The organism is Bacillus sp. UNC41MFS5 (assembly GCF_000686805.1).
In genome coordinates this window covers 236,494-263,453 of sequence record NZ_JMLP01000010.1, presented here as the reverse complement: position 1 = coordinate 263,453, position 26,960 = coordinate 236,494, and the positions used below count along the sequence as shown (strand labels likewise).

Sequence of the window (26,960 nt, the reverse complement as noted above, 5' to 3'; positions counted from 1 at the left end):
TCTTTTTATTTGCTCTTGGAAATCTTCTAATCCCCTCTCCCAACTAAAAGGAGGGAAAAATGGATGAAACAAGCAACAGATTTTTTGAAAATGAAGGAAAATAACGAAAAAATTGTCATGTTAACTGCGTATGATTACCCCTCTGCTAAACAAGCAGAAGAAGGTGGAGTTGACATTATTTTGGTGGGAGATTCCCTTGGTATGGTTGTCTTAGGGTATGATTCAACCATACCGGTGACGCTTGAAGACATGATCCATCATACGAAAGCAGTAAAACGAGGTGCTAAAGATACATTTATTCTCGCGGACCTGCCATTTTTAACCTATCATTTATCTGTCCGGGATACTCTAATGAATGCAGGCAGACTCATCCAAGAAACAGGCGCTCATGCGGTAAAGCTTGAAGGTGCAGATGATGTATTAGAAAAAATAACTGCTCTTACGAAAGCAGGCATCCCAGTGTGTGCACATTTGGGGTTAACTCCACAATCAGTTGGGGTATTAGGCGGGTATAAAGTACAAGGGAAAGATGCCGAGGCAGCAAGAAAATTAATAGATGATGCGAAGAAATGTGAAGAAGCAGGCGCGTTCGCCATCGTTCTTGAATGTGTCCCAAAACAATTGGCTGAGGAAATTACACAAAGTCTTTCTATACCTATTATTGGTATTGGTGCTGGGATTGAGGTAGACGGTCAAGTGCTTGTCTATCATGATATCCTTGGTTATGGTGTTGAGCGTGTACCGAAGTTCGTGAAACAATACCATTCCGTAAATCCATTTATGGTCGAATCTATTCAAGCATATGCAGCAGATGTTAAAAACAAACGGTTTCCTGAAGATAAGCATTCATTCACAATGAAAGAGCAGGAACTGAAAGGGCTTTATGGAGGTATAAAATGAGGGTAATCACCACAATTAAGGAAATGCAGGAGTTAATGTTGAAAGAAAAGTCCCAAGGAAAATCGATTGGCTTTGTTCCAACGATGGGTTTTCTGCATGAAGGACATTTAACACTGTTAAATAGAGCTAGACAAGAAAATGATACCGTCGTCCTCAGTATATTTGTGAATCCATTACAGTTTGGTCCGAAAGAGGATTATGCGGAATATCCGCGTGACTTTGAGCGTGATCGTGCCTTGGCTGAAAGTGAAATGGTCGATTTTCTGTTTTATCCAAGTGTAGAAGAAATGTATCCAACCGACCTTTCAGTCAAAGTTACCGTACAGGAGCGCACAGATGTTTTATGTGGGAGTTCACGCCCTGGGCATTTTGATGGAGTTGCTACAGTCATTACAAAGTTCTTTAACATCGTTATGCCAACACGTGCTTATTTTGGGAAAAAAGATGCCCAGCAAGTTGCGGTTATTGAAGGGCTAATTTCAGATTTTAATATTCCTGTAAATCTTGTAGCAGTAGATATTGTCCGGGAAAATGATGGACTGGCTAAGAGTTCCCGTAATGTTAATCTTATGCCGGAGGAAAGACAAGAAGCACCTATTCTTTATCAAAGTCTTCAAGCAGCACTTGCCGCTATTGATAAAGGTGAGAGAGATCCTATTAAATTAATTGATATGATTCGTGAAGTGATTGGTAATGAATCATCTGGTGTAATTGATTATGTCCAAATCTACTCCTATCCACAATTAAAGCCATTGGAAAAATTAGAGGGTACCATTATTATTGCACTCGCTGTAAAATTTACAAAGGTTCGTTTAATAGACAATTTCATTACAAAAATAGATTGATAGGACTAAGGGAAATGGAGGAATAGGATATGTTTCGCAACATGATGAACGGAAAGATTCACCGTGCCACTGTTACTGAAGCTAATTTAAATTATGTGGGCAGTATCACAATTGATGAAGATATTTTAGATGCAGTTGGAATGATTGCCAATGAAAAGGTTCAAATTGTTAACAATAATAATGGTGCACGCCTAGAGACTTATATTATTCCAGGTGAAAGAGGCAGTGGAGTCATTTGTTTAAATGGTGCAGCCGCCCGTCTTGTTCAAAAAGGTGATATCGTCATTATCATCTCCTATGCGCTTATTGCTGAAGAAAAAGTAGCAGCACATAAACCAAAAGTGGCTATCATGGATGAAGATAATCGGATTAAAGAAATGATCCATGCTGAACCTGCACTAACGATTATGTAATCCCCGTTCAGGGGATTTTTCTTTTTTAACGAGAGTTTTATATAATATACATATTAATTATAATCGAAAAGTTAGTGGTAGAATCAAAAGCTCCTAGTAGTGTATACTTTTTCTTTTAAAGATTATGTGATACCGTTTTAATGAACGAAGGTTTGGGGTGTTAATAAATGTTAAATAAATTCGTCGTAATCGACTTGGAAACAACGGGAAACATTCCAAAAAAGGGTGATAAAATCATTCAATTTGCAGCTGTGGTCATTGAAAATGGGAAAATCACAGAAAAGTTTTCATCATTAATTAATCCCAAAAAATCCATCCCCATATTTATTGAGGAATTAACTGGTTTAAATAATGATATGGTGAAAGATGCGCCGCTTTTTTCGGAAATCTCAGAAAAAGTCATGACTTTACTGGAAGGGGCCTATTTTGTTGCACATAATGTTTTGTTTGATTTGTCCTTTCTACAGGAAGAATTAATCCAATCAGGCCAAGAAGGGTTCTTCGGTCCTGTCCTAGATACGGTTGAAATGGCGAGAATTCTATATCCTACAGCAGATGGTTATAAGCTATCTGATTTAGCGGAGAGAGAAAAATTGAATCATGATCGCCCCCATCAAGCAGATAGTGATGCACAGGTCACAGCTGAACTTTTACTGATTCTTTTAGAACGATTGGCTTCATTACCAATCACAACATTAAAACAGCTTGCTCATTTATCAGGTGGATTGAAAAGCGACCTTCAACAGTTCCTTGATGAATTACTTGTTAATAAAGAAAAAACGGTCGAAAGCTTATCTGAGACAATTGAGATATTTAGGGAACTTGCTTTAAAAAGAATTCCAGACCATATAAGGCGACTTGAAGAAGATAAAGAATATCATTTCCCTGCATCAGAGGCTGAAAAAATCGGATTGGTCAGTCAGGCATTTGAAGCTTTCGAGAAGAGAACGGGCCAATTTACTATGATGGATACTGTCTACCAGGCTTTTCAAAGTGAAAATCATGCTGTGATTGAGGCTGGTACAGGTGTTGGAAAATCCCTGGGCTATTTGCTGCCAAGTGCTTACTTTTCTAGGAAGAATAGGCTTCCAATCGTTGTAAGTACACATACTATCCATTTGCAAGAACAGATTTTAAAAAATGAAATACCGCTCTTGGCTAAACTTTTGCCCTTTCCTTTAAACACTGTATTGCTAAAGGGGCGAAATCATTATATTAGTTTAGAAAAGTTTCACCGGACGCTAGCAGATGATAACGATAATTACGATACAGGTTTAACAAAAATGCAAATTCTTGTTTGGCTGATTGAAACTGAAACCGGTGACCGGGATGAGTTAAACCTTTCAAGTGGCGGGCAAATTTTTTGGAATAAAATAAAGAATGAACCAGCAATTTTTTTACAGGACGAAGCATGGCAAGAAAGAGATTTTTATTTAAGAGCAAAAAGAAAAGCGGAAGTTGCTGATATTATTATTACAAATCACTCTTTATTATTAAGTGATATTAAAGGTGAAGTAGCTATCCTGCCTGAATTTTCTTATGCTGTTATTGATGAAGGGCATCATTTTGAAAAAGCTGCTTGTCAGTTTTTCGGACATACATTAGATTATTTATCGACCCGTCTCCTATTAGGTCAATTTGGAATGTATGAACAAAAACAGCTCTTTTATGATTTGGAAAAGCTAATTGATTCTGTACAAAGAAAAAATGAAATCAGGCCCACCTCAACTAAATTAAATCAACTTATGGCTGATCTTACGTTTGAAATGGACGAATTTTTTCAATTGATTGCTCTTTTTGCGAGAGCCAAGATGGCGAATAAAAAAGGAGTAAATCGTGCCAAAATTCGCTTTTCACCCAATGACGAAGGAAAAGAAAAAAAGGCACTAGTTCACAGTGCTGAGAGATTTGCCTTTTTACTAAAAGACCTTGATTCAGAAATCAGTGAACGTCTTGAATGGGTTAAAAATGAGAGTAATTCTTTTTCGCGTATAGAAGAAAATAAATTGGAAGAAATTCTTTTATTTCAAATCGAATTAACAGAACTTAGAGATACGGTTATCAATTCCTTTCTTAAAATAACGAATGATGTAAAATGGGTTGAAATAGATATACGCTCACCGCAAAATGTGACTACCTTTATGGTTCAGCCAACTTCCGTTGCAGGGAAGCTAAATGAACAATTCTTTCAATTAAAAAAAGCAGTAGTATTTACTTCGGCAACGTTGACGGTAAATAAATCATTTGATTATTTTATAAAGGAAATGGGTCTGGACCCTGTATCCACAGTACAATTAAATATTCCATCTCCATTTGCATATAATCAACAAGTGCAGCTTTTAATTCCTGAGGACTTACCAGAAATTAATACAGTATCTTTAGATGATTATGTGATTTCAATTACGGAGCATATTATTACAATAGCTGAAGCAACTAAGGGGAGAATGCTGCTTCTATTTACGGCCTATGACATGCTAAAGAAAACCTATGAATTAATCAAAGAAAGTGGTTTTTTACATGACTACGCAATGATTGCACAAGGGATAACCAGTGGAAGCAGAACAAGGCTAACCCGAAACTTTCAACGCTATGATAAGGCTTTATTATTGGGGACAAGCAGTTTCTGGGAAGGGGTTGATATACCTGGTGAGGACTTATCCTGCCTTGTTATTGTCAGACTTCCATTCAGCCCGCCAGATGATCCTTTAACAGAGGCGAAATGCCAGTTAATCGAAAAACGCGGGGGAAATTCCTTTTCAGAATACTCCCTTCCAGAAGCAATTCTCCGTTTTAAACAAGGTTTTGGGCGCCTTATTCGAACAGAAAGTGATCGAGGTATCATAGTGGTGTTTGATAGAAGAATTGTAACCACGAAATATGGGAAGGCCTTTTTGAAATCTATTCCTCCTGTTCCTATTAATCGAGGAAAGATAGATGAATTAGTTGAAATTATCCACTCATGGTTATGATTTGAGAGACATTAATCAATGTTAATCTGGATAAAAATTGGTAAATAAACACATCCTTAATATAGGAGGTGTGTCATGAGAACCTTACTAATTATCTTGTCATTATTTATTCCAACGACACTCATGGTAGAGGCATCAGAGCCTTCATTAAATAATATTGAAAATATAAATTTAAATATTAAGGACCATGAAGTTGCAGTCACTTTTCTGGGTTTGTCGGCAGGGGAAGCAACACTGATCCAAGGCGCAAATAATGAGAATACCTTGATCAATACCGGAGGGAAAGAAACAGCTGCGGAATTAGAAGGGTGGCTTTTCCTTTATGATGTGAAGGAGATTTCTAAATTAATCCTTACACATAACGGAACAGAACTCTCTAAACAACAATTAAATCGTCTAATCTCGAAATATAATATCAAAGAAATTATTTCAACACCTAAATTTTCTGCTCAAATCAAAAAAGAGCTAGATTCATCAAATAAGCCTGCAGTTGTCTCATGGGGGCAGGGGACAAAGAGATCCATCCTGCCTGAGATGACTGCTGAAGTTCAATTTGTGGGAAATGATGCGAATGAAGGTATGGATTTAACACTTGATTTTTTTAATCATCGAATTTTCCTTATGACTTCATTTACACCACGGGCAGAGGAAACGCTCATGGAGAAGAATCTGGAGAATATTAATGTTTTTAAAATACCTAATGGTACGCCGAAAGACTCTTTATCTGAGAAATTAATTCAATATTTAAATCCGCAAATTTCAGTCCTTTCTGCACCAGAAGAAGAGGAGCATGACCCAGATATACTAGTCGATCTTCACGAAACTTGGTCAGAAATTTATTCAACGAAAAAACATGGAACCATAACAATAAAATTCACAGATTCAAATTATGAGATCATAACCATTCCAATTGAAACGGATGAATAAAATTTTATTAGAAAAATCTTAGCTTCTTTGACCCGATTTTTGCTTCCACCTGTTATAATAATGGATAAGATTTATCAAAAAATGTAGATAAATAGGAAAAATATTGGAGGATAACGGATGGAGAGTAAAATAGAAGTTTTATCAACAGTGAAAATCCAACACAGTCCGGATTTGTATAAAATTGTTGACGCCCTTAATCGAACCTTGAAACAGGAAGACCTTATGTTTGGACTTGCACTGGATCAAGAGAATCAAAATACAGCGATTTTTACGATTTATCGTACATAAAGAAGTGAATTAGTAATGAAAAAGTGGATTATTGCTCTATCAATAATAGTAGTAGCCTTTTGTGGGTTATTGATAAAAGTTTATTTATCAGCATTGGATCCTGTGAAAGCAGCAGAGACAAAAGCTGTCTCACGTGCTCAAAAGGAAATCTCATTAAAAGAAGTAGAGGATTTTCATATTTATAATGGTATTGAAACGGTTAATGTCATTGAGGGAAAAAGTAAGAATGGCGACAAAATTATCGTTTGGATGCCTGAGAAAAATAAGGAAATTTTCGTAAGAAAAGCTAAGAATGGGTTAACCAGGGAAGAAGCCATTCAAAAACTTCAACAAGAAAAAAGCCCGAAAAAGATCATATCTGTTCGTCTCGGTATGGAAAAAAATATCCCATTGTGGGAAATTTATTACCGTTCTAATAATAATTTAATAAATTATTACTATGTTCACTTTGATACAGGTGAATGGCTAAAAAAAATTGAAAACCTATAAATATATGGAGAGCGGAGGAATTGAAATGGTAGTGGAATTAGCAAATCGTGTAAAAGCACTTACACCTTCAACGACATTAGCGATTACGGCAAAGGCAAAAGAACTTAAAGAACAAGGGGAAGATGTCATCGGTCTGGGTGCCGGTGAGCCTGACTTTAATACTCCACAACATATTTTAGATGCTGCATTTCAATCCATGAATGAGGGTCATACGAAGTACACGCCTTCAGCTGGCTTGCCAGCTTTAAAAAAGGCAATTATCAAGAAATTTGAAGAGGACCAGGGTTTAGCTTTTAATCCTAATGAAATCATTGTTGGAAATGGTGCGAAACACGTCCTTTATACATTGTTTCAAGTGGTCTTAAATGATGGTGATGAGGTCATAATCCCAACACCATATTGGGTCAGTTACCCAGAACAAGTAAAATTAGCTGGAGGCGTACCAGTTTATATTGAGGGATTTGAGGAAAATCAATTTAAAGTCACACCAGAACAATTAAAAAAGGCAATTACCAAGAATACAAAAGCTGTTATTATTAATTCACCTAGTAACCCTACGGGGGTCCTGTATACAGCTGAAGAACTTTTGGAAATAGGCAAAGTTTGCCTTGAGGAGAACATTCTCGTTGTTTCAGATGAAATATATGAAAAGCTAGTTTATGGTGAAAATAAACATTTTTCAATTGCTCAACTTTCTCCTGAATTAAAAGAGCAAACAATTGTTATTAATGGCGTTTCCAAGTCACATTCGATGACTGGTTGGAGAATAGGGTATGCAGCTGGTAATAAAAAAATTATTGAAGCGATGACAAATCTTGCAAGCCATAGTACATCTAATCCAACAACAACTGCCCAATATGCAGCAATTGCTGCTTACACAGGCTCACAACAGCCAGTTGAAGAAATGAGGAAGGCATTTGAAGAAAGATTAGAAATAATTTTTAATAAACTTGTCGCCATTCCAGGTGTGACATGTGTAAAACCACAAGGAGCTTTTTATCTTTATCCAAATGTAAAGAAAGCAGCAGAAATGACAGGTTACCAGAATGTGGATGCTTTTGTAGAAGCCCTACTTGTGGACGCTAAAGTTGCAGTTATTCCTGGGTCAGGTTTTGGAACGCCTGATAATATTCGCCTTTCCTACGCAACCTCTTTAACCTTGTTAGAAAAGGCAGTTGAGAGAATCCACCAATTTGTTGTTTCAAAATCAAGCATGGTCAATCATTAATTACTGTAAAAAGTCTGCGAATAGCTGCAGGCTTTTTGCTTTTAGTTACCAAAGATGGATGCCGTATACTCTTACTCGGATAGATTGTTCATGATATACTTAACAGGAGGTGTCCTGAATATGAAAACAAACTTATTAGCATGGATTCAAGAAGGGAACATTACTGTTCCTACATTATTATTTTCTGAATATCGCAATTTAAATTTAAATGAATATGAACTTGTTCTATTATTAAATATTCTCACCTATTTAGAAAAAGGACATGAATTCCCTACTCCAGATGAGCTTTCAGCAAGAATGACGATAACTATTTCAGAATGTAATGAAATGCTCAGAAGACTGATTCAAAGAGGCTTCATTCAAATCACAGATGGATATAATAACGAGGGCATTCGGTATGAGAAGTATTCAGTTGAGCCTTTATGGGAAAGACTGATAGAACAGTTCTTAAAAAATAATAAAATGAATAAAGAATCGGATAAGAAAGCTGATGAAGCAGATCTTTATACGTGTTTTGAAAAGGAATTCGGACGTCCACTTTCTCCGTTTGAATGTGAATCACTGGCAATGTGGATGGATGATGACCATCATGACCCAATGATTATCAAAGCAGCTTTACGTGAAGCCGTAATGTCGGGGAAATTGAATTTCCGCTATATTGATAGAATTCTCTTTGAGTGGAAAAAGAATGGTATAAAAACAATTGAGCAGGCCAAAAACCATGGTCTTAAATTTCGTCAAAAGCAAACACAAAAGGGAAATATCAAAGAAGAACCGCATCAACCAACTGTCCCTTTCTACAACTGGTTAGAACAATAAATTCGACGAGCGAGAGATATTTCTCTCGTTTTATTTCATTTAATAAAAGTAGGTGATAGATATGCTAAATAACACCCAAATCCGTTATTGCCTTGATCAAATGGGCGAAATGTTTCCCGATGCCCACTGTGAGCTTAACCATTCGAATCCATTCGAACTAGTCATTGCTGTAGCTCTATCAGCACAATGTACCGATGTGCTTGTTAATAAAGTAACCAAATCATTATTTGAAAAATACAAAACACCCGAGGATTACCTAGCAGTTCCTCTTGAAGAATTGCAAAACGACATTCGTTCAATCGGCCTCTACCGGAATAAAGCCAAGAATATTCAGAGCCTTTGTCGAATTGTATTAGATGAATATAACGGTGAAATCCCAACGGACCGTGATGAGTTAACAAAACTGCCTGGTGTTGGCAGGAAAACAGCAAATGTTGTGGTTTCGGTTGCTTATAATATACCTGCAATTGCAGTAGACACACATGTGGAGAGAGTTAGTAAACGATTAGGTATTTGCAGGTGGAAGGATTCTGTCCTTGAAGTGGAAAAAACATTAATGAGGAAGATTCCAAAAGAAGAGTGGTCACAAACGCACCACAGACTTATTTTTTTTGGACGATACCATTGCAAAGCACAGAATCCACAATGTCCAAGCTGCCCTTTATTAGAGCTCTGCAGGGAAGGTAAAAAGAGAATGAAAGGGCAGGTCCAGGTCAATGGATAAAAAGGAAGTAGAGATTTCCAACCTTCTGACAGAATGGAAAAATGGTAAAGGTCAATTGGAAGTATTATTTCGTGAACGTGAGTATAAAAATGCAAAGGTGTTAATGGAAAAGGGGATTCAGTTGTTTATTCAATTTCTGGCCTGGTCAAATGGTCTACCAGTTCCCTTGAATGAATCGCTTAATTTTAAACAGTTAGAGTATAAGCCTGTTAATGTGGAGGAACGATTGGCCTTCATTACCTCAAGGCCAGCATTATATCATTCTTATCGGCAACTATCAGAGTTGATGATGGAACAAGAAAAATTGTTTGTAAAAAGAAACATACTAAAAAAAGCGTCTAAACCAAATGGTTAGACGCTTTTTACTGTTTTTTGATTGCTAGGTTTAGCCAGGAGTTCCTACAGCAGGCTGCTCTCCTGTCCCATTGTCAACAGGGGTATCCGGCGGCGTGGTTCCTTCACCATTTCCTTGATCCCCGCCGTTGACACCAGTGCCATCACCAGTACCGGTACCAGTACCAGCACCATTGCCGGTACCGTTACCAGTACCAGTACCGTTACCAGTACCAGTACCAGTACCAGTACCAGTACCAGTACCATTGCCGTTACCAGTGCCACTACCGTTACCAGTGCCGGTGCCAGTACCATTACCGTTACCGTTTCCGTTTCCAGGTGGAGTACCTGGCTCAGTGCCTGGCTCAGTACCAGTGCCTGGCTCAGTACCAGTGCCTGGGTTGGTTTCTTGGATTGGAATTTCAAGGGTTGTTGTTACGGGATCACTTTGTCTATCTCCACTAATCGCAATGATGGTGAAGGTATACTTCGCACCCGGTGCAGCAGGAATGGTTAATGACGTTTCTGCTTGAGTATATTGTTTTTGTTCTGTACCACTATCCACTGTAACTGAGAAAGTAACATTGGATTTTTTTGAGTGCTTCCATGTTATTCCAATAGTATTACTTGCTTGATCATAAGTTGCTTTTAGATTTTTTGGAGCAGCCAGTTTGTCATACTTTGTGGAAACTCGATTAGGTGAATGACCCTTCACAGCATACTCTGTAATAATCTGACTTGATGGTGTGTATTCACTTGCTAAAACTGGAGGCATTGAGCCTCTCTCAATCCTTACTCTTTGAACGCTGCTAGGCATTTTAAAGTCAGGTGTATCGATATCCTTTGATACATGTTCCATGACGTTTTTAAAAATTAATTGCGCTAAACGTTGATTATTTCCAACTGCATTAATAGGGGTACTCCGGTTTTTATAACCAGTCCAAATAGATGCGGTGTAATTGGTGGTATAACCGGTAAACCATGCATCAGGAACGGATCTACTACTTGGAATATCCCATTTTTGAATTTCTTCATCTGTATAGTTAGTTGTACCTGTCTTACCGGCAATATCAAGTCCAGGAACATCTGCTCTTGTGCCCGTACCAGGATAATCGAGGACACTTTCCATCATACTTGTAATCATAAAAGCAGTAGAGTCTTTCATTACCACTTTCGGTTCTGGTGCAGTGCTTATCACAGTACCGTCACGGAGTTTGATTTTCCTAATCGCATGTGGTTTTGTATAAATGCCTTTATTACCAAATGCACTGTAGGCACCTGCCATTTGCAGCGGTGATACACCCGTTTTAAAACCACCAATCGCATAGGATTCAAAAATTTCCTTTAAAGGGATACCTAAATCCACAGCAAAGTCTTTTGCTTTATCAAGACCAACTTGTTGCAAGGCTTGAACAGCAGGTGAATTTCGAGATAATTGCAATGCCGTTCTGATGGTCATAGCTCCCTTATAGCTTTGGTCCCAGTTCCCAAACTTTTTCCCAGAAGAATAAGTAATGGGCTTATCTTCAATCATTTCATAGGTTCCCCAGTTTAAATACTCAATTGCAGGTGCATAATCAAGAACGGGTTTAATAGTTGACCCAGGTTGACGCTGGGTATCAATTGCATAGTTAAATCCCCGTTTGACTTTTTGATTTCTGCCGCCCCCAATGGCACGGATTTCACTCGTTTTCGTATCCAGGAGAGCCACTCCGGCTTGGAAATCATCATCCGGATAGTCGATCACATCCTCTTTATTAAGGATGTCCTCTACATAAGATTGTGCATTTGGATCAAGTGTTGTATGAATCGTTAAGCCATCAGTAAAAATATCAAAATCAGACGTTTCGTTCACTTCATCAATTACTGCATCGACAAATGAATCAAAAGGTTTCTCTTTAACCTCTCGCTCTTTTTCATTTAATACAGTATCTTTAACTGACACTTTTTTCGCATCTTCCATCGCTTGTTTAGAAATATATCCATGCTGATGCATTAACGTTAAGACGATGTTTCGTCTTTTTTCAGCTAAATCAGGATGATCGAAAGGGTTATAATTATTTGGACTTTGCGGCATCCCAGCAATTTGGGCCGCTTCTGCAAGAGTTAAGTCCTTTAATTCTTTTCCATAGAAAATTTTTGCAGCCGTAGCAATCCCATGACTATTTTCAGAAACATACACCTTATTTACATACATTTCGAAAATTTGGTGCTTTGTATATTGCTGTTCCAATTGATAGGAAAGCCAGGCTTCTTCAACCTTCCGCTTTAAGGTTTTTTCAGGTGTTAAAAATGAGTTTTTAACCACTTGTTGAGTAATGGTGCTGGCACCCTCAGAACCAAAGCCATGTTGGATATTTGCTAGGATAGCCCCTCCTAATCGAATCGGGTCAATTCCATGGTGCTTGTAAAAACGATAATCTTCTGTTGCTAAGATCGCATTTTCGACTACCTGCGGAATATCTTTATAGTTTACATATTCCCGATTAACAGCGCCCACTTCCGTTACAAGTTTGTCATCTTTATCTAAAATTTTCGAAGGGATTGGATCTTTTAATAATTTCGGGTCAAGTACGGGAGCATCCTTAACTAAGTACGCGAAAGTACCCACACCAGCCAGTATACCAATAATACCAAGGGCTACTAATGTAAGAAAAATTTTCTTTACAAGTCCTCCAGATTTTTTCTTGGCTTTTGGTTCACTTTTGGATTGGAGTTTCTTTCTGCGCTCCTCTCTTGATTGGTATTGTTCAGACATTGTAATATTCCTTCCTTTCGAGCCTTTTCTCAATTGTAAAGCTTATCTATAATTTTAATATAGTCAATTCGGGGTTGAAAACCAAGCGGGATTAGATATCCCTTTTGTTCCACTTCTTCTTTCGTGATTGATTTTCTACCTCCATTTGTCATTCGCTCCCAAAAAGTCAACAAGTGTTTTGCTTCAAGTAAGAAAACTTGTTCAAACTTTGTAAAACGTAGAATGACAAAACATATTCCTCCTTGATTTAGAACTTCTTCCATATGCTGTATTTGGTGTTGATGAAAATTCTTTAATGGAAAAGAGGTAGGATTCTGTGTTTCCTTTGCTTCAAAGTCTATATACCTTCCTTTATAAACACCATTGTAATCCGTTGTTGATGCTAATTTGAAATAAGCCTCTTTAATCACAGCTGCACTCCGATTTGGATAATCAACTTGGACTATTTGCACAGGTGTTGGTTTCTTATGAATAACTGCTACCTTTCTCACCCGGTAATATTCATTTGTATCATTTAAATCTTCTTCTAGCGTCATACCTCTGTTACTATAAGAACCATTTTTCCTTTTTTGACTGGTACTTTCTGTCTCTGTACCATGTTCTTTAGGTATGTACCTTTTTCCATTTGGATAGTTAAAATTCATCCTTTTACACCTCTCAAGCTATTCCTTATCATATCAAATCTTAGCGAGATTGGGGTGTATAAAATACTTTTGCATACACAGGCTAATAACAATTGTATCGTTAATGCCAAATTTATACATGATGAATTTTTCATAAAAGAAACCAAACGCTTAAATAGTACTAATAATCTATTAAAAAACTCAAGGGAAGATGAATATGAATCATCTTACAATACAGGAACAAACAATCATTCGTCAAATACAAGCAGAAACGAATAAGAAAAATGTCGATAATATCTCAAGGACAGAGGCTTATTTATCTTTTTTTAAAAAAAATCCTGATATCATTTGGGCTTTCTTAGCAAGCATGGTTTCAAGAAATGGTGGATGGAATATGTGTGACTTGCAAGGGTCCACCTTTTCTCAATTGATCACAGACTTGACGAGAAAACAGCTTTTTCTAACCTATGAACGGTCGAATTGGCTTATTTTTCATGATGTTTATCCCCAGTTGTTGATCTATCAATATTCGACGAAAATGAATCGACAAATGTTTCATTTACTTCCTTATTTTCATGTTTCATCGTTTATCCAAAAGGAATGGTATCGGTATTGGAAAGAAAACGATAAGAATAGACTAACCACTTGTTTAATTATTAATGAGCAAAATGTCATTCAAACGCCTGTAATTGATCACCCTGTTTATAAAAAAAAAGTTTTCCAAACAAAGCTTTTTTCTTTTCAGGATTGGCTTCATTTCAGCTGCGTTTTGTTTCCAACATGTGGAGGAGAAGTATACGGTGCTAGTGTCAATGGCTTCAAATCACTTTCGAAACGAATTAATTTAGGTAAACGACTTGCCAATATACTTTTCCACCCGAGACTATTTCCTTATTTTTATGAGTTCGCAGAGAAAACGCCACATACTGGTTCAAGATATGATTATGAACAATATTTTAAAATAAAATCAGGTCAAAAAACACCGATTTTACGAGCAACCTTTCCAATTATAGAGCATAATCAACATAAATTTGAAGATTGGAGTTTGCATCGAAGGGTCTCCCCTATGTGGTTGTACCTTCCCGTACGTCATCGTCACCCTATTCATCTGACAGATTGGTATTTTACAAAATCCAACCAACTTCAATTAATGCTAGCACTCCAAAAGACTTTGCAGTTAAAAAAGTGGAAATAGAAAAAGCAAGGGAAGTCTCCCCTTGCTTTTTTTGGGTATTATTCGGCCGGTCGGTTTTCACCGACAAGCTTTTTATCACCGTAGCCTGTCTTTTTTGCTTCATCAGCTGGTCTTGATTGTTGCTTTTTGTTTTGATTATTATTTTTTGGCATTAATAGCACCTCCAATAATAGAATGTGCGCTTTTTAATTTTTCATGCAAGTTAAGTTGGTGTCGAAACCTTAAGGGAAAAATGCCATTTTACCACTACCTTTGGCGAATAGAAACTAGTTTTGTCAAGGTAGAAGGAAGCAAAAAAAAGAAAGAGAATTATACTAAATAGAAAATGCTGGGAGGGGATTGATCGATGAATAAACCATTGTCCGATAAAGAACAGTTGATTTCAATGCTTACGGAAATATATGATCAATTAGAAGACTTGGAAGTGGTGCTAGAAGCATCCTTCTCAGACCTGCGTAAAAGTTTAAATCAGGAAGAACAGGATAAAATAATGGATTCCAAACAAAAACTATTTGGAATACAACAAACAATGGAAAAAGTTAACCCTATTTCAAACATAGAATTAGCCGGTGAACCTTACAACTTGAATTGGGCGTTTAATTGCCGTTAAAATAACAATATCAATTAAAGTAGCATGGAATAAAATTTCATGCTGCTTTTTTATTTTTGGGGAGGAAGGTTTTTTTTGTGATGTCTGAAGAAATTATTGATCTAACAGAAAAACTATTAGCTTTTAATAGCTTATTCATGAAATATTATCAAGAGGGGCGAACAGCAGGGATTAAGCATGATTTTCATGAAGTCATAAAGCCATTTGCAAATGAAGTAAAGGATATAAATGACCGATGGAAACTGGCTATGAAGAAATGGCTTTCAGACTCAAACCATAAACATCTTCATTTAAAGCAAATTGACACCACTTCTGAACATATTGATCAACTTTCAATCCAAGCCTTTTTCCCAGAGACCAGTAAAACAAGGTTTATTAATGCAAATCGCACGGTTGAATATTTCCTTTTAGAAATATTAAAAGAGTTAAAAAAATAGCAAAAGAGATGCTGCTGCATCTCTTTTATCTGAATTAAGAATGTTCGATGAGGGAGTTTTCATTATCCGTTTCAGGTATTACCGCGCCTTGTTTTTCAAGTTCACGGACAAGAAGACGATATTCCTTTATATTAATATCGTTATGAATATACGCTTTCTTAGCAAAATCCATTAATGCATTTACATCATCAGTTGTATAATCCCTGCTTTGAATAAATTTGCTTTTTAATTCGCGAATGTCCATGTCTATTAGCTCCTCCTTCATCCTTTTTTCTATCGTATCACGAAAGTAATGGATTTCTAGTTTTTAAAATATTTAAAATTTAGACAAAATTCTTGTCATTATGACATTGGGAATCTTTCCAGGAGGAATCACCATTCCTTCCTTATCTTCATAAAGTGTAGTAGATAAAATGCGGAGGAGATGTTTGCCCATGTTTGGAAAGAAAAGACCAACCAATTACTTCAATAATGGTTATCCGGGGCAAATGATGCACCAAGGTCCAGTTGGTCAGCATAGAAATCAGCAGCACTTTACTAGTAATCCACCATACTTATATCAAAGTCCACCTCAAAACTTTGATTGGACATTATACCAACAACAAAATCAACAAAACCCATATTATCAGCAAGCCTACCCGCCCTACATGCAAAACTATCAACCTGGTCATGTTTCTCAAGGTTCTTCGTACAATAGCCAGCCATTTTCACAAACGGATTCGCAATTCCTTTTCCAGAATCCATTACAACCGCAAGAAAAGATGGTACAAAAACCACAGTACGCTCCAATGAATGGTTATCCAGCGATGAACCCATATCCTAAACAAAGTGCAATCCCCAAACAGCCGGGAGGGGTCCAGTCCTTTATGAACTCTTTTAAATCCCAGGATGGTTCGGTAGATATTAATAAAATGGTGAACACAGCAGGACAGATGATGAATGCTGTTAATCAGGTGAGCTCGCTTGTCAAAGGATTTGGTGGAATATTTAAAGCGTAAAGAAAAAGACGGCTGCTGGTAAGCCGTCTTTTCATTTGGAGATATATAGTTGTTTACTCCTCAATTTCAATCATTTTCCCTTTTTCCTGTGGAATTCGGACTTTTAATAAACCATCACGATAGGAAGCTTTCACATTTTTTTCGTTAATTGTGTGAGGAAGGGAAATGGTTCTGGTTGATTTTTGTTGTAAGTATTTTCGGCGATAAATCTGGTTATTCTCATCTGCGGCTGTTTCAAGTTCTCTATTTTCCACAGAAATAGTTAAATAATTACCTGAGATATTTAATTGAATCTGCTCCCGTTTAATCCCAGGTAGCTCAGCTGAGATGATATATTCGTTACCTGTTTCAATTGTGTCAACATGGAAGTTTTCCCCTGGCGGAAATGGACTTTTGAAAAAATCATCGATTGACTGTAAAAAGCCCTTAATCGGTTTTTCATGGAAAAATTCGTTCATCGTTTTCATTAAATCACCAAAAGAATCAGTTCTAGGCTTTTTTGAATTCTTATCATTCGGCACCATAGATGACATATGGATTCCCTCGCTTTCCAGTTTTTCACTTGCCAGTATATGCGAATAAAACTGGGTATGTGCCGCCATAAAATACCGATAATTTTTTGAACGATTTATTACAATTGCTTCAGATGTGACATATATCACATTTAAGGTGTGAGTTGATTAGTATAGTAAAGCAGAAAAGAATGGAAAGCGAGGAAATAAAATGTTCTGTTATCAATGTGAACAAACTCCAACTGGCGGCTGTAATGTAATTGGAGTATGTGGAAAAGACGAGACCATTGCTAGTTTACAAGACACAATTATCTTTGCTTTAAAAGGAATTGCAGCATATCGGACACACGCAAATCAATTAGGGTATACAGATTCCTTTGTAGATGCGACCACACATGAAGCTTTATACATGACCCTAACGAATTCCAATTTTAATGTTCAAGAACATATTGACATGGCGATGAAGGTCGGCAAGTCAGCGGTTCGTGTAATGGAGCTGCTAGATGAAGCCCATACAAAACGACTTGGAATTCCTGAACCAATCCGGGTCAGCCAAAACAAGATTGAAGGTAAATGCATAGTCGTTACTGGCCACAACTTATTTGCTTTGGAGGAATTATTAAAGCAGACAGAAGGAATGGAGATCAATATTTATACCCACTCGGAAATGCTGCCTGCTCACGGTTATCCAGCCTTGAAAAAATATGCCCATTTAAAAGGTAACATCGGGAAAGCTTGGTATGATCAGCGTCGGCTGTTTGAAAAATTTCCAGGAGCCATCCTAGCGACAACAAACTGTGTTATGCCCATCAAAGGAAGCTACGCTGACAGAATGTTTACATATGAAGTGGCTGGACTTGAAAATGTAGAGAAGATTATCAATGATGATTTTGCCCCATTAATTAACAGAGCCTTAGAACTTCCTGCTGCTGCCATTGAATCTGATGAAACATTACTTACCGGTTTCCATCATGAAACGGTCCTAGGCTTAGCACCAGAAGTAATCGATGCAGTTAAAGCAGGTCAAATCAAACGTTTCTTTGTCATCGCAGGCTGTGATGCCCCAGGTCCTGGCGGTAATTATTACCGGGAGCTTGCTACATCACTCCCACCGGAGACTGTTATTTTAACAACCTCATGTGGAAAATTCCGCTTCAATGATGTCGACTATGGGGTTGTGCCAGGGACGAATATTCCAAGGTATATCGATTTAGGCCAATGCAATAACTCTGGATCAACAGTAAAAATTGCGCTCTCGCTTGCAGATGCATTTGGATGCGAAGTGAATGAACTTCCAGTCAGCATTGTTTTGTCATGGTTTGAGCAAAAAGCCGTCGCGATTTTACTAGGTCTATTTAGTCTAGGGATTCAGGATATTCGAATTGGTCCAAAACCGCCTGAATTTATATCTGAAGGTGTGTTACAGGTCCTTCAGGATATCTTTAATCTAAAATTGATTGGTACAGCACAAGAAGATATGAAAGATATGCTTCAGTTATCATTAACATAAAGAAAACAAAACCGCAGCATCGATTGGCTGCGGTTTTTTGTTATATTAAGTTGATCTCTTCCATGAGAATTTCAACATCTACAATCATGTCGCCTTCATCATTTACTTCAATTAATTCATCTTTTTTCATTTTTGTCAGCGTTCTGCTAATGGTTTCCCTAGTTGTCCCAATCATATTAGCAAGATCCTTGTTCGTAAATTCCGATTTTAAGAGGATTGTCCCATCTTCTTGTTCTTTTCCATGTTTTTGGGCAAGGCGGATCAGAAGTTTTACAATTTGCTCATACGTATTATTGAGAATTTGCTCTTCTAAACGGTTTTGTAAATCAACAATTTTTTCTCCCAGCACTTTAAACACTTTAATACATAACTCGGGGTTTTCAATTAAAACCGTTTCAAATTTTGAGATTGGAATAGCAATTAGTGTTGATGGCTCAAGTACTTCTGCATAGGCAGGATAATCACCTTTTCTGAAAAAGCCAACATGGGGAAACATCTCGCCTTTTTTTGCAATTGCGACAATTTGTTCTTTGCCATTAATGTCACTTTTGTAGATTTTGATTCTTCCATTATAAATAAAATAGACATTTTCAAGCGGGTCACCTTGGAGAAATACATGGCTCTGTTTTTTCCATTCTCTGGAGATGGCGATATCAGTGATTTTTGTTAGTTCAAAATCATTTAATTCTCGAAAAAGAGTAAAATCAGCGAGAACCTTTTTAATTTCTTCAATTTTCATTCGATTCACCTTCACAGTCATAGTCAGTTATTATCTATTGTAACAAAAATTTTAGAAATAGTTTATGGGAATAGATTAAACATTTTATAGTAGAGGAAAAAGATACCACTGGAATAAAAGCATAAATTAATCATTTTTACTTTTGTTGCGAACGCTCATTCGGTTAGAATAGAAGTAATGAGGTGAGAGGGCATGAAGTTAAGAAAAAACCTACAAGAAATATTAACTGACTTAAAAATAAATGATCAATTTAAGGAAAATATCGTCACTTGGCATACACTCGAAGAAAAGCAGGCTCAGACAGTTCCGCTTCCTAATGACCTTCATCCAGTCTTAAAATCTGCTTTAAGTGGCAGGGGAATAGAACAACTGTATACACACCAAAATGCAGCCTATGAAAAAATTAGGGACAGAGAGAGTATTGTTGCAGTTACTCCGACAGCTTCAGGGAAAACTCTATGCTATAATCTGCCAGTCTTGCAAACCATCCTAGAAAATCCAAGCGCACGCGCCCTTTACATGTTTCCAACTAAGGCACTAGCACAAGATCAAAAGAGTGAAATCAATGAAATTATCCAAGCAGCCGGTGTAGACATCAATAGTTATACGTACGATGGGGATACGCCAGCAAATATTCGTCAAAGAGTGAGACAAGCAGGACACGTGGTGATTACTAACCCAGATATGCTCCATTCAGCGATTCTGCCGCATCATACAAAATGGGTTTCCTTGTTTGAAAATCTTGAATTTGTTGTCATAGATGAACTTCATACGTATCGCGGTGTGTTTGGCAGCCATGTAGCCAATGTAATTAGAAGGCTAAAACGCATTTGTAAATATTATGGGAGTAACCCTGTGTTCATTTGTACATCCGCAACGATTGCGAACCCACTAGAATTAGCCGAAACACTTACAGAAGAAAAAATGCATCTGATTGATAACAATGGGGCCCCGAGTGGTACAAAGCATTTTCTCTTCTATAACCCGCCTATCGTAAACAAGCCGTTAAACATTAGGAGAAGCGCCACGCTAGAGGTGCGGAAAATTGCAGGGGAACTTTTAAAAAATAAAATTCAAACAATTGTCTTTGCGAGAAGCAGAGTAAGAGTCGAAATTATTCTAACCTATTTACAAGAATTAGTGAAAAACCAATTGGGTGCAAAGTCTATTATGGGCTACCGAGGTGGATATCTCCCAACCGAACGAAGGAAGATTGAAAAAGGTCTTCGTTCTGGTGAGATTTACGGTGTAGTCAGCACTAATGCTCTAGAACTAGGGGTGGATATTGGACAGTTGCAAGTTTGTATTATGACCGGCTATCCAGGTACCATTTCCAGTGCTTGGCAGCAAGCGGGAAGAGCCGGCAGAAGGCATAGTGAAGCATTGGTTATTATGGTAGCGAGTTCTAGTCCGCTTGACCAATATATCATCCAGAATCCTGATTACTTTTTTAATAAAAGCCCTGAAACAGCAAGAATAAATCCAGACAATCTTATTATCTTAATTGATCATATGAAATGTGCTGCCTATGAACTTCCGTTTAAAACAGGAGAGCAATTTGGAAGAGTGGAAACAGAGGAATTACTAGAATACTTAACCGAGGAACGTGTTCTTTATCATAATAGTGGAAAGTGGTATTGGATGAATGATTCCTTCCCAGCACATAACATTAGTTTACGATCGGCATCACAGGAAAATGTCATCATTGTTGACCAATCAGATGTGGCCAATGTCAAAGTTATTGGTGAGATGGACCGCTTTTCTGCGATGACGCTTCTCCATGATGAAGCCATTTATTTACATCAAGGTACCCAATTCCAGGTAGAAAAACTCGATTGGGAAGAGAAAAAAGCGTTCGTAAGGGAAGTTGATGTAGACTATTTTACTGATGCAAATTTAGCCGTTCAATTAAAAGTGCTGGAAGTAGACAAACTTCATTCATTAGATGAGGCAGAATTTGGCTATGGGGATGTAAGTGTTAGAGCGATGGCAACCATTTTTAAAAAAATAAAATTTGAAACACACGAAAATATTGGGTCCGGACCAATCCATTTGCCTGAAGAGGAACTGCACACCAATGCTGCTTGGATTTCTTTAAACCAGCCTTTGTCAGAATTGGGTCATGAGCGACTTGAACAGGGGCTTGTTGGGACGGCCCATGCACTAAATCATATTGCCCCCTTATTCGTAATGGCGGATCCACAGGATATTCATGTCATACCACAGGTGAAGGCAGATCATAATGAAAAGCCAACCATTTTCTTTTATGACCGCTACCCAGGTGGGATTGGCTTAAGTGAAAAAATACACACGGGGATGTCAGAAGTATTTGTGGAAACGAAGAAAATGATTACCGGATGTCAGTGTGAATATGGCTGCCCATCCTGTATTGGTACGGATACGGTTAGTGAAGCAGCTAAAACGGATGTCTTAAAAATAATTGAAGCATTTTTAAAATCCTCAATATAGGAGAAGGAAGATTAGCGATGTCGTTAAAAAATAAATTAAATCGTCTAAAACCACATCTTTCTGTTGAGGGATCATCAGATAAAATGAATACTTTTCCTCAAAAAACTAACATTGAGGTTCCCTTCAAGGAAAAATGGGAACAAGCAAATGTGTTCCCATATTTTTTAGACGAGGATTATTGTTTAATCAGAGAAGTGAAATATCCACTCTCACATCAGCATGGGCATTATTGCTTTCGTGATTTCCTCACTGCTGTCGACATTTGGAACAAACAACCCGTCAATCATCCATTATCAGCCGAAGGACATCAAGCGGAGGAATTATTCTTTTTTGATACCGAAACAACGGGGCTTGGTGGTGGAGTAGGTAACACCATTTTCCTTCTCGGCTATGCAAGCGTTTCGGGCGATTCCCTCATCTTAAGACAACATATTTTACCTAATCCGGGATCCGAAATCCCTTTATATCAAAGCTTTCTAGAGAAAGTCAATTATAAAACGCTCGTGACTTACAATGGTAAGTCATTTGATTGGCCGCAGGTAAAGACCAGGCATACCCTTGTTAGAGAACATGTGCCAAAGCTGCCACAGTTTGGTCATTTTGATTTGTTCCATGCGGCGAGGAGACTTTGGAAGCATAAATTAGAGCGTTTGAAGTTAGCTGTCGTTGAGAAAGAGGTACTTGGTGTGGAAAGAGTCGATGATATTCCTGGCTTTTTAGCCCCAATGATTTATTTTGATTTCATTGATAGTAAACAACCAGATGGGATGATGGGTATTCTAAAGCATAATGAAATTGATATTTTATCGCTTGTTACCTTATACACACATATCACGTTTCAGCTTTGCGGAATTGATACAGATCAAACAAGGTCGGAGTCTTTTGAGGTCGGGCGCTGGTTCGCATCTTTAGGAGAAAAAAATCAAGCCGAGAAAGTATTAAGCAAACTTGTAAATGGCAGTGATATGACATCCTTTCAAGCAAAATTTTCTTTGGCTTTTCAACGCAAAAAAGAACAAGATTGGGTAAAAGCGAGGGAGCTCTATTCAGATGTCGCGGATTCTGGTGATAAACGGCTGATGTTGGAAGCCTGCTTAGAACTTGCAAAAATTCATGAACATAGAATAAAAGATTATGAACTTGCAATAGATTACTGTCAGAAAGCGATTTTGCTCGTGTCTCAATGGGAACAAACTCCCGTAATTTCAGGTCAATTCAGCCTAGAACAACTTCAGTTTAGGCTTAAGCGGTTAGAGCGGAAAAGGGCAAAATAACTGTAAAAACGATTGATTTTTATAAAGTTCACTTTTTTGTCAAAAATCTTTGTAATTTGTTTGTAAAACCAGCATTTCCATATTGTTAAACAAAGCTAAAAGTTGTAAAATTTGAAATTGGATTGAAAAAAATGAAATACAAAACATTTGGAGCTGGTACTATGTATAAAGCAATATTATTTTTATTTTTCGTCGTCGTATGTTTGACTGCAGTTATTTTTACAAGTTTAAAAGATAGCTTTTATTCTTTTCTATAAAAAACATATGCCTAGTAAATTTAGTTAAAAGCTAGGCATTTTTACATATCTAAATAGAAATCATGGAAATGGACTGTTCTCAAAGAAAAATAGGTATTTTCATTAGTACAAGAGTAATCCCTTCAACATAGGCTGTAATGTAAACAAAATTCTGAAGGGAGATTATCATATGTATCTTGGAACTAATTTTACGCCGCCTGTTATTCATCCGACTCAACAATTTGTGAACCATACGTTTTCAACAACAGTGGTTCCCCATATTCACCCTGTCCACACAACTACGGTGAATCATCATCTGTTTCAACACAAACATTTTTGCCCGCAAACTGCATCATGTGCTGAAGAGGTATGCAACCAGCAAATTAACTGCTGTAACCCATGTGCACCAATTGCTCCTCTGCCAGCGACTTTGCCTGCTGCAAATGCTTTACCAAATGTTTTGCCAGGAGGTCCAGGATTTGGCCCAGGTGTCGGTCCAGGAGGTCCAGGATTTGGCCCAGGAATCGGAGGCCCAGGAGGTCCAGGATTTGGTCCAGGAATGGGAGGCCCAGGATTTGGTCCAGGAATGGGTGGTCCAGGATTTGGTCCAGGAATGGGTGGTCCAGGAGGCCCGGGATTTGCACCAGGACCATTCATGGGACCTAGACGCTAATAGGGAAACGGCGATTACAGGGGCTTTTTAGCCCTTGTTTTTTATTTATTATTACTACATGATATGCTATTCTTGTCCAAATGTTTGTCCATTTTTAACAAAATTTCTTGATTGAGGAGAACATTTTTAGATGAAAGTTCTAGCCATATCAGGTTATAAACCGTTTGAATTAGGGATTTTTAAGAACGACCACCCATCAGTTCTATTTATTAAGGCTGCCATAAAGAAATCATTAATCCCAATGGTGGAAGAAGGATTAGAGTGGGTGCTGATTAGTGGTCAGTTAGGTGTGGAGCTGTGGGCTGCTGAGGTTGTTTTTGAATTACAAATGGAATTTCCTGATTTAAAACTAGCGGTAATTACTCCATTTCTAGACCAGCAAGCATCATGGAAGGAAAATAACCAGGAATGGTATGAATCGATCCTTGCACAAGCAGATTTCATTGATTCTGTTACCAAAAAGGGATATGAAAAACCATGGCAATTTCGGTTGAAAAATCAATTTTTTATTGAAAAAAGTGAAGGTCTCCTCCTTCTTTACGATCAGGAAAAGGAAGGTAGTCCAAAATATCTTTATGAAATGGCTTTGGAATACCGAAAAAAATATCCATATTCGATTGAACTTATAACATTTTATGATTTACAGATGATTGTGGAAGAAGAACAGATGAAGATGTCAGATTTTTAAGTTTTAGTCATTTTTACAGTTGTTATTCCATATATTGAATTGTTTTAACTTACAATATAAATGAAAATTGACAAAACTACATATTTTTGAAAAAATAATAGGTAGTGATTGGCGAATACCGAGGTGAATAGAATGCTGTCAGATAAAGTGAAATTAACAGCTAAGGATATCTTAGAAAAAGAGTTTAAATCTGGAGTACGCGGCTATAAACAAGAAGATGTTGATAAGTTTTTAGATCTTATCATTAAAGATTATGGAACTTTTCATCAGGAGATTGAAGATCTTCAACAGGAAAATCTACGACTCCGGAAACAGCTTGAGGAAACTTCAAAAAGGCAGCCAGCGGCTCAACCTGCAGGAACAACAAATTTTGATATCTTGAAGCGTTTATCCAATCTTGAAAAACATGTTTTTGGTAACAAGCTTTACGATTAACAAAAAATAGGAAGATTTCCTGTTAATAACCATTGAATTACCAGCGTGAAATACATATAATAAATTGTATTCATTAATAACGTTCGGGTAATCGCTGTAAGATGCATTTGCATTCTTGCAGAGGAAAGTCCATGCTCGCACGAGCTGAGATGCTCGTAGTGTTCGTGCCTAGTGAATTCATAAGCTAGGGCAGTTGGGGCTAGCATCCAACTGACGGCCGGGAAAATACCTAAGTCCTCCTTGGATATGGTATGAATACCTATAAAAGTGCCACAGTGACGTAGCCTTTCCAGAAATGGAAAGGGTGGAACGGGTAAACCCCACGAGCGAGAAACCCAAATAATGGTAGGGGCACTTTCTCTGAGGAATTGAACAAGGAGAAGGACAGGCTCAAATTTGAACCTGTAGATAGATGATTACCACCTAAGTACGAGACACACCCGTGTCGTTTGTAGTACACTGGTACAGAACATGGCTTACAGAACGTTATTAATGGGAATGTATGCTGGATATAAACGGCTCTCCTAATAAGGAGAGCTTTTTATTATGATAGATAAACATAAATTGCATTCAATAACTAGTTTTTGTCCATAATGAAAGCGAAAGAAAGATAATCATATTAAACACAACCATACATACTAATGAAATGAATTAAGGGTGAAAAAATGGGAAAATATCAAATAATTGCTACTGCGGCCATGGGGCTGGAGGCTTTAGTTGCCAAAGAAGTCCGGGCATTGGGATATGACTGTGAAGTTGAAAATAGTAAGGTCACCTACATAGGAGATGAATCTGCAATCGCTCGCAGTAACTTATGGCTGCGAACAGCAGATAGAATAAAGATAAAGGTCGGAGAATTTAAGGCGTACACCTTTGATGAACTATTTGAAAAAACTAAGGCACTTCCATGGGAGAAATTCTTACCTGAGGATGCAGAATTTCCTGTGGTTGGTAAATCTGTTAAGTCAAAGCTATTCAGTGTTTCTGATTGCCAGGCAATTGTTAAAAAAGCTGTTGTGGAACGGATGAAACAGCACTATAAGCGTAGTACATGGTTTGAAGAAAACGGTGCTTATTTTCGCATCGAAGTAGCATTACTAAAAGACGTTGCTACCATTACCATTGACACGAGTGGTCAAGGGCTGCATAAACGCGGCTATCGAGTGGATCAAGGTGAGGCACCACTAAAGGAAACCCTTGCAGCTGCCTTGGTTCTACTCACTAATTGGAAAGCAGACCGTCCCTTTATGGACCCTTTCTGTGGCTCTGGAACAATTCCGATTGAAGCGGCAATGATCGGGCAAAATATTGCTCCAGGCTTTAACAGGGAATTTGTATCGGAGCGTTGGAATTGGATTCCAGCGCAAGTTTGGGATGACGCTAGAAATGAAGCAGAGGACTTAGCGAATTATGATCAGCCCTTAGATATTTTAGGAACAGATATCGACCATAGAATGGTGAAAATTGCCCAAGACAATGCTTTCGAGGCTGGATTTGGGGATTTGATTCAATTTAAACAAATGCAGGTTAGAGACATTTCTACAAATAAGCAATACGGTGTCATTGTTGGGAATCCCCCTTATGGTGAAAGACTTGGGGAGAAAAAAGCAGTTGAACAGATGTATAAAGAAATGGGAGAGGCATTCAACGCACTTGATACATGGTCTAAATATATCTTAACTTCAAACGAGCAGTTCGAACAATTTTATGGTAAACCTGCGACAAAAAAGCGAAAACTCTTTAACGGCTTTATTCGTACGGATCTTTATCAATATTGGGGAAAGAGACCTCCTCGTCAAGATGATTTAAGTCAAGACAAGTAATTCGAATGAATCATTATTTTTGTTGGAACAAATGAAAGTTTCTTA

27 protein-coding genes and 1 other RNA gene are annotated in these 26,960 nt (G+C 37.6%); 23 read left to right on the top strand and 5 right to left on the bottom strand.

Annotated elements, in window-relative coordinates; translation table 11 throughout:
• Positions 1 to 63: 63 nt before the first annotated feature.
• The 11 genes from panB to BR30_RS32610 all read left to right on the top strand — a co-directional run bounded on the left by panB (position 64) and on the right by BR30_RS32610 (position 9,957).
• The gene (gene panB / locus BR30_RS0104145) at positions 64 to 900 is read left to right on the top strand and encodes a 3-methyl-2-oxobutanoate hydroxymethyltransferase (protein WP_026563902.1); all 837 of its coding nucleotides are present in this window, start codon (positions 64 to 66) and stop codon (positions 898 to 900) included.
• A complete protein-coding gene (gene panC, locus BR30_RS0104140) occupies positions 897 to 1,745 on the top strand; it encodes a pantoate--beta-alanine ligase (RefSeq protein ID WP_026563901.1) in 849 nt (282 codons plus the stop codon). Before panB ends, panC begins: the two co-directional genes overlap by 4 nt.
• Before the next feature lie 29 nt (positions 1,746 to 1,774).
• A complete protein-coding gene (panD, locus tag BR30_RS0104135; protein ID WP_026563900.1) occupies positions 1,775 to 2,158 on the top strand; it encodes an aspartate 1-decarboxylase in 384 nt (127 codons plus the stop codon).
• Positions 2,159 to 2,325: 167 nt separating this feature from the next.
• Positions 2,326 to 5,127: an ATP-dependent DNA helicase DinG gene (dinG, locus tag BR30_RS0104130; protein ID WP_026563899.1), complete on the top strand. Its 2,802-nt coding sequence runs from the start codon at positions 2,326 to 2,328 to the stop codon at positions 5,125 to 5,127.
• A gap of 75 nt (positions 5,128 to 5,202) precedes the next feature.
• A complete protein-coding gene (locus BR30_RS0104125; RefSeq protein WP_051633453.1) occupies positions 5,203 to 6,054 on the top strand; it encodes a ComEC/Rec2 family competence protein in 852 nt (283 codons plus the stop codon).
• Positions 6,055 to 6,171: 117 nt separating this feature from the next.
• Positions 6,172 to 6,342 (top strand): YpmA family protein, encoded by a 171-nt coding sequence (locus tag BR30_RS35655; RefSeq protein ID WP_081825341.1) that lies wholly within the window; start codon positions 6,172 to 6,174, stop codon positions 6,340 to 6,342.
• Between the two features lie 15 nt (positions 6,343 to 6,357).
• Entirely contained in the window at positions 6,358 to 6,831 is a 474-nt protein-coding gene (locus BR30_RS0104115) for a cell wall elongation regulator TseB-like domain-containing protein (RefSeq protein WP_026563897.1), read from the top strand.
• A gap of 31 nt (positions 6,832 to 6,862) precedes the next feature.
• Positions 6,863 to 8,059 (top strand): pyridoxal phosphate-dependent aminotransferase, encoded by a 1,197-nt coding sequence (locus tag BR30_RS0104110; protein ID WP_026563896.1) that lies wholly within the window; start codon positions 6,863 to 6,865, stop codon positions 8,057 to 8,059.
• A 120-nt stretch (positions 8,060 to 8,179) separates the two neighbouring features.
• On the top strand, positions 8,180 to 8,878 hold the full coding sequence (locus BR30_RS0104105; protein WP_026563895.1) for a DnaD domain-containing protein: 699 nt from the start codon (positions 8,180 to 8,182) through the stop codon (positions 8,876 to 8,878).
• A gap of 61 nt (positions 8,879 to 8,939) precedes the next feature.
• Positions 8,940 to 9,602 carry an endonuclease III gene (gene nth / locus BR30_RS0104100; RefSeq protein WP_026563894.1) on the top strand — a complete coding sequence of 221 codons (663 nt, stop codon included), beginning with the start codon at positions 8,940 to 8,942 and terminating at the stop codon, positions 9,600 to 9,602.
• Complete coding sequence (locus BR30_RS32610) at positions 9,595 to 9,957, top strand: YpoC family protein (protein WP_051633452.1); 363 nt, start codon at positions 9,595 to 9,597, stop codon at positions 9,955 to 9,957. The genes nth and BR30_RS32610 overlap by 8 nt, the downstream gene beginning before the upstream one ends.
• A gap of 30 nt (positions 9,958 to 9,987) precedes the next feature.
• Here the strand turns inward: BR30_RS32610 and BR30_RS0104090 are convergent, their stop codons facing one another.
• Together BR30_RS0104090 and recU are read right to left on the bottom strand one after the other, a co-directional pair.
• Positions 9,988 to 12,693: a PBP1A family penicillin-binding protein gene (locus BR30_RS0104090; RefSeq protein ID WP_026563893.1), complete on the bottom strand. Its 2,706-nt coding sequence runs from the start codon at positions 12,691 to 12,693 to the stop codon at positions 9,988 to 9,990.
• Positions 12,694 to 12,722: 29 nt separating this feature from the next.
• Positions 12,723 to 13,337, bottom strand: a complete 615-nt coding sequence (recU, locus tag BR30_RS0104085; RefSeq protein WP_026563892.1) for a Holliday junction resolvase RecU — start codon at positions 13,335 to 13,337, stop codon at positions 12,723 to 12,725.
• A 196-nt stretch (positions 13,338 to 13,533) separates the two neighbouring features.
• Between recU and BR30_RS0104080 the strand changes: the two genes are divergently transcribed.
• The 3 genes from BR30_RS0104080 to BR30_RS0104065 all read left to right on the top strand — a co-directional run bounded on the left by BR30_RS0104080 (position 13,534) and on the right by BR30_RS0104065 (position 15,558).
• Complete coding sequence (locus tag BR30_RS0104080) at positions 13,534 to 14,511, top strand: DUF2515 domain-containing protein (protein ID WP_026563891.1); 978 nt, start codon at positions 13,534 to 13,536, stop codon at positions 14,509 to 14,511.
• Between the two features lie 346 nt (positions 14,512 to 14,857).
• A complete protein-coding gene (locus BR30_RS32605) occupies positions 14,858 to 15,121 on the top strand; it encodes a hypothetical protein (protein ID WP_051633451.1) in 264 nt (87 codons plus the stop codon).
• Between the two features lie 80 nt (positions 15,122 to 15,201).
• Entirely contained in the window at positions 15,202 to 15,558 is a 357-nt protein-coding gene (locus BR30_RS0104065; protein WP_026563890.1) for a DUF1798 family protein, read from the top strand.
• A 34-nt stretch (positions 15,559 to 15,592) separates the two neighbouring features.
• Here BR30_RS0104065 and yppF read toward each other — a convergent pair whose 3' ends face one another.
• Positions 15,593 to 15,802, bottom strand: a complete 210-nt coding sequence (gene yppF, locus BR30_RS0104060) for a YppF family protein (protein WP_026563889.1) — start codon at positions 15,800 to 15,802, stop codon at positions 15,593 to 15,595.
• Between the two features lie 190 nt (positions 15,803 to 15,992).
• Here yppF and BR30_RS0104055 point away from each other — a divergent pair, with 190 nt between their 5' ends.
• Positions 15,993 to 16,556: a YppG family protein gene (locus tag BR30_RS0104055; RefSeq protein ID WP_026563888.1), complete on the top strand. Its 564-nt coding sequence runs from the start codon at positions 15,993 to 15,995 to the stop codon at positions 16,554 to 16,556.
• A gap of 53 nt (positions 16,557 to 16,609) precedes the next feature.
• On the opposite strand, the gene BR30_RS0104050 is transcribed toward BR30_RS0104055, so the two are convergent.
• On the bottom strand, positions 16,610 to 17,089 hold the full coding sequence (locus BR30_RS0104050) for an Hsp20/alpha crystallin family protein (protein ID WP_026563887.1): 480 nt from the start codon (positions 17,087 to 17,089) through the stop codon (positions 16,610 to 16,612).
• Positions 17,090 to 17,279: 190 nt separating this feature from the next.
• On the opposite strand from BR30_RS0104050, the gene hcp reads away from it, so the two are divergent.
• A complete protein-coding gene (gene hcp / locus BR30_RS0104045; RefSeq protein ID WP_026563886.1) occupies positions 17,280 to 18,578 on the top strand; it encodes a hydroxylamine reductase in 1,299 nt (432 codons plus the stop codon).
• Positions 18,579 to 18,618: 40 nt separating this feature from the next.
• On the opposite strand, the gene BR30_RS0104040 is transcribed toward hcp, so the two are convergent.
• A complete protein-coding gene (locus BR30_RS0104040; protein ID WP_026563885.1) occupies positions 18,619 to 19,317 on the bottom strand; it encodes a Crp/Fnr family transcriptional regulator in 699 nt (232 codons plus the stop codon).
• Positions 19,318 to 19,509: 192 nt separating this feature from the next.
• Between BR30_RS0104040 and BR30_RS0104035 the strand changes: the two genes are divergently transcribed.
• The 7 genes from BR30_RS0104035 (at position 19,510) to BR30_RS0104005 (ending at position 26,915) form a co-directional block, all read left to right on the top strand.
• Positions 19,510 to 21,786, top strand: coding sequence for a DEAD/DEAH box helicase (locus BR30_RS0104035; protein WP_026563884.1), 2,277 nt, complete (start codon positions 19,510 to 19,512; stop codon positions 21,784 to 21,786).
• A 17-nt stretch (positions 21,787 to 21,803) separates the two neighbouring features.
• The gene (locus tag BR30_RS0104030) at positions 21,804 to 23,060 is read left to right on the top strand and encodes a ribonuclease H-like domain-containing protein (protein ID WP_026563883.1); all 1,257 of its coding nucleotides are present in this window, start codon (positions 21,804 to 21,806) and stop codon (positions 23,058 to 23,060) included.
• A 426-nt stretch (positions 23,061 to 23,486) separates the two neighbouring features.
• The gene (locus BR30_RS32600; RefSeq protein ID WP_051633450.1) at positions 23,487 to 23,969 is read left to right on the top strand and encodes a CotD family spore coat protein; all 483 of its coding nucleotides are present in this window, start codon (positions 23,487 to 23,489) and stop codon (positions 23,967 to 23,969) included.
• Between the two features lie 130 nt (positions 23,970 to 24,099).
• Positions 24,100 to 24,657 carry an SLOG family protein gene (locus BR30_RS0104020; protein WP_026563882.1) on the top strand — a complete coding sequence of 186 codons (558 nt, stop codon included), beginning with the start codon at positions 24,100 to 24,102 and terminating at the stop codon, positions 24,655 to 24,657.
• Positions 24,658 to 24,789: 132 nt separating this feature from the next.
• Positions 24,790 to 25,092 carry a cell division regulator GpsB gene (gene gpsB / locus BR30_RS0104015; RefSeq protein ID WP_026563881.1) on the top strand — a complete coding sequence of 101 codons (303 nt, stop codon included), beginning with the start codon at positions 24,790 to 24,792 and terminating at the stop codon, positions 25,090 to 25,092.
• 79 nt (positions 25,093 to 25,171) lie between these two features.
• Positions 25,172 to 25,576, top strand: an RNA gene (gene rnpB, locus BR30_RS35650) — RNase P RNA component class B.
• A gap of 181 nt (positions 25,577 to 25,757) precedes the next feature.
• Positions 25,758 to 26,915: a THUMP domain-containing class I SAM-dependent RNA methyltransferase gene (locus BR30_RS0104005; protein ID WP_026563879.1), complete on the top strand. Its 1,158-nt coding sequence runs from the start codon at positions 25,758 to 25,760 to the stop codon at positions 26,913 to 26,915.
• The last annotated feature ends 45 nt before the right edge of the window (positions 26,916 to 26,960 follow it).